Here is a 2578-nt window from a genome sequence, read left to right on the forward strand (position 1 = left end):
ATATGACCGTTGGCATGGTAATTGCATTAGTATAGATTAGATCTTATTAGGAGGAAGTATGAGAATTGAAGAGCATCCTATTTTAAACTTTGAAAGAGGGAAAAAAATAAATTTTGTATTCAACGGTGAAAAAATGGAAGGTTTTGAGGGAGAAACTGTTGCGGCAGCACTTCATGCATCAAATGTAAAGGTTTTGGGCGAGAGCATCTTCAAGCACAGACCAAGGGGATTCTACTGTGCAATAGGTAACTGCTCATCTTGTCTTATGGTTGTAAATGGAAAATCCAATGTAAAAACCTGTGTTACTCAACTTAAAGATGGAATGATAGTTGAAACGCAAAGAGGCAAAGGAGGCTTGGAATGAAAAGAACTGAAATAGCAATTGTAGGAGGAGGTCCAGCAGGACTTTGTGCAGCAATTAGTGCGGCTTCTTCCGGTGCCAAGGTAACCGTTATAGAAAGAAACAATAGTCTGGGTGGACAGCTGGTGAAACAGACCCACATGTTTTTTGGTTCTGAAAAGCAATATGCATCGACTAGAGGAATAGATATTAGTGATATTTTATTTAATGAGCTTGAAAAGTATAAGGAAAATATTGAAATTATAAGAAACACTAATGTAGTCGGACTCTATGAAGACGGTATGATAACACTCATGGAAGATGAATCGAGATATTATAAAGTTAAGCCTGATGCAGTAATTGTTGCAACTGGTGCATCTGAAAAATTCTTGTCGTTCAAGAATAACGATCTTCCTGGAATATATGGAGCAGGCGCAGTTCAAACATTGATGAATGTTTATGGTGTAAGACCAGGAGACAAGGTTCTTATGGTAGGTGCTGGAAACATAGGACTAATAGTAAGTTACCAGCTTATGCAGGCTGGTGTAAAAGTGGAAGCAATAATAGATGCAGCTCCAAAAATCGGAGGATACCATGTACATGCTTCTAAAATAAGAAGAATGGGAATTCCGATAATGACTAGACATACTGTTGTTGAAGCAAAGGGTGATGACTATCTTGAAAAAGCAGTTATTTGTCAACTAGACGAAAAATGGAATCCCATTGATGGAACCGAGAAGGAACTTGATGTTGATGTAATGTGCATATCAGTTGGACTGGCACCTCTAAACGAGCTTCTGTCCATGGTAGGATGTGAAATGAAATATGTATCAAGTTTGAGCGGATTTGTTCCTGTGAGATACGACAACTATGAAACAACCGTGGAAAATATTTTCACAGCTGGAGACAGCAGCGGTGTTGAAGAAGCAAGTGCCGCAATGGTTGAAGGATACCTGGCAGGTCTGTGTACGGCCAAAAAGATTGGTTGTGTACATGAAAACTATGATGAACTATTAAATGATTACAAGAGTCAGCTTAACAGCTTGAGATCCGGCCCTGTAGGAAAGCACATAAGAGATGGAGTAGCTCAAATTGAAAGGAGTCGTGACAATGCTTGAAATTAATGGAATAGCAACTGATGAACAAATTATGAAGGTGTTTCCTTCAATTGAAACTATAAATAAGGGTCCCGTTGCAGTAATTGAATGCTTCCAGAAGATTCCCTGCAATCCATGCACTACTTCATGCAAATTTAACGCCATAGACATGGGTGATGACATTAACAATCTTCCAGAAGTATCTTCTGAAAAATGTGTAGGCTGTGGAGTATGTCTTGGAAAATGTCCCGGACTAGCAATTATGTTGGTTGATGGATCTAAATCTGAAGATTACCTGCATATGACCATTCCCTATGAAATGCTACCTGTTCCATCAAAGGATCAGGTAGTTAGAGGTCTTGACAGAGAAGGAAATCATCTTAGCGATGTAAAGGTTTTAAAAGTATTGAATTCAAAGTCTCTTGATAGGACCTTGGTAATAACACTGGAAGTACCGAGGGATCTAATATATGATTTTAGAAATATTGAAGTGGGGGTAGAATGATGAATGGTGAAAATGTAATTGTTTGCAGATGTTCTGATGTAACCTTGAAGGAACTGAGAGATCTTATAGCTGAAGGATATCACACCTTTGAAGAGATTAAGAGAATTACAAGAATAGGTATGGGACCATGTCAGGGAAAAACCTGTGGACAGATAGTTTTAAGAGAACTGTCAATAGCTACGGGAAAACCAATTACGGAATTGAAGTTCCAGACAAACAGACCGCCAATCGTTGGTGTGAAACTGAACTTGATTGCGGAGGAGGCACGGAATGATGACTAGAATTGCTGATGTTGTAATAATAGGAGCAGGTATTTCAGGCTGTTCAATTGCGTACAACCTTGCTAAAAAAGGCGTTAAAAATGTAGTTGTAATAGATAGAGGATATATTGCTGGCGGTTCCACCGGAAGATGCGGCGCAGGAGTTAGGATGCAGTGGGGAACTGAGATGAACTGCAGACTTGCCAAGCAAAGTATAGAGTTTTATGAAAATGCCAATGAAATACTTGAATACGACAGGGATGTGAGTTTTTATCAGGGAGGATACCTTCTTCTAGCATCAACGGAAAAGGAGATGGAGCAGTTCGAAAAAAATGTAAAGCTTCAGAATTCTCTTAATATTCCGTCAAAAATGGTA

5 protein-coding genes are annotated in these 2578 nt (G+C 39.0%); all 5 read left to right on the forward strand.

Annotated elements, in window-relative coordinates:
- Nucleotides 1-58 precede the first annotated feature (58 nt).
- On the forward strand, nt 59-364 hold the full coding sequence (locus AC3AX0_RS11305) for a (2Fe-2S)-binding protein (protein WP_487550386.1): 306 nt from the start codon (nt 59-61) through the stop codon (nt 362-364).
- A complete protein-coding gene (locus AC3AX0_RS11310; RefSeq protein ID WP_487550387.1) occupies nt 361-1458 on the forward strand; it encodes an NAD(P)/FAD-dependent oxidoreductase in 1098 nt (365 codons plus the stop codon). The genes AC3AX0_RS11305 and AC3AX0_RS11310 overlap by 4 nt, the downstream gene beginning before the upstream one ends.
- Nucleotides 1451-1942 carry a 4Fe-4S dicluster domain-containing protein gene (locus AC3AX0_RS11315; RefSeq protein WP_487550388.1) on the forward strand — a complete coding sequence of 164 codons (492 nt, stop codon included), beginning with the start codon at nt 1451-1453 and terminating at the stop codon, nt 1940-1942. The genes AC3AX0_RS11310 and AC3AX0_RS11315 overlap by 8 nt, the downstream gene beginning before the upstream one ends.
- Nucleotides 1939-2223: a (2Fe-2S)-binding protein gene (locus AC3AX0_RS11320; protein WP_487550389.1), complete on the forward strand. Its 285-nt coding sequence runs from the start codon at nt 1939-1941 to the stop codon at nt 2221-2223. Before AC3AX0_RS11315 ends, AC3AX0_RS11320 begins: the two co-directional genes overlap by 4 nt.
- The coding region (locus tag AC3AX0_RS11325) for an NAD(P)/FAD-dependent oxidoreductase (protein WP_487550390.1) at nt 2213-2578 on the forward strand (366 nt) is incomplete at its 3' end. The genes AC3AX0_RS11320 and AC3AX0_RS11325, both read left to right, overlap by 11 nt.

The sequence above is a fragment of the Dethiosulfatibacter sp. genome (assembly GCF_983023055.1).